General features: G+C 65.7%; 1 protein-coding gene. It reads left to right on the top strand.

What is annotated here, in order from left to right; all coding sequences use genetic code 11:
- Nucleotides 1-81: 81 nt before the first annotated feature.
- A complete protein-coding gene (locus MKK69_RS25825) occupies nucleotides 82-315 on the top strand; it encodes a hypothetical protein (protein ID WP_243972691.1) in 234 nt (77 codons plus the stop codon).
- Nucleotides 316-953 lie beyond the last annotated feature (638 nt).

Raw genomic sequence — 953 nt, 5'->3', positions numbered from 1 at the left:
GCGATTGCCCATTGAGAACTTGGCTTCGATCCACGGCAACAAGTTGCCGTGACCGAGGGCGCGCGGCACTATGTGAACCGCATGCGCCTACTCCGTCCGATCCTGATCCTCGCCCTGGCAATCGCGGTGCCCACCGTGACGGCCGCCCCCAGTTGGGCGCAACGTGCGCATGGGCGGCGGCATGCGGCGGCGGCTAACACCCCGGCAAATGCGGGCGCGGTGGTCTGCCGAACCCGGGCCCGCGATTACGCCTATGAAAAGCACGCCGACGTCGGCCAGGAGCGCCTGTTCTTCAACCACTGCATGGGCCAGTAGGCCTGTCGAGCTACGCGCTGGTGTGACGGTGATACCGCGCACCTTGGCCAGGGCGGTCACGCATGTCTGCCCCGCTCACGCACGTGTGGCCGCTGTCGCAAGCCCTCATTAAGCCGTCCGGCCCTACCGCCGGTGCGGTACGTCCGCCGACGTTGGCCCATCAGGACCCCTATGAAAAAGCTGCTCGCGATCGCCGCGGCCATGGTCGTCTGCGCGGGCCCCGCGGTCGCCTGGGCCGATCAGCAGGCCCAGGACTGCGACCAGGATCCCGAAACGACGGGCTTCGCTGTCCGCCGACCCGCGCAGCCTGTACATGCCGGGCGCGCGGCCGGTCAGGGCGGATACGGATCCGCCCGAGGTCAGCTGGCAAGACGAGGCCCTGGAAAACTCCGAGCAGCGCAGGCGCGATCTGCTCGATTGCGGTGTGGATTGACGCGCTGGATGGCGGGCACAATCAGCCAGCGATGGCTCGACCCAGTAGTGGAACTCTTGTTCGTTCCACCGTATTGATCCGATAACTGCATCGAGCGACACCGCCCCGTATTGCTCGATGCAGAAGCGCCCGGCCCAGGATCATCTCCCCTGGGTCGGGCTTTTTTGTCTATCAGCAACACATTGATACAAAACTGCGACGCCGT

The sequence above is a fragment of the Methylobacterium sp. J-026 genome (genome assembly GCF_022829585.1).
Taxonomy (GTDB): domain Bacteria; phylum Pseudomonadota; class Alphaproteobacteria; order Rhizobiales; family Beijerinckiaceae; genus Methylobacterium.
Note: the sequence above shows the minus strand (reverse complement) of the source record. Positions and strands in the feature narration are given on the sequence as shown.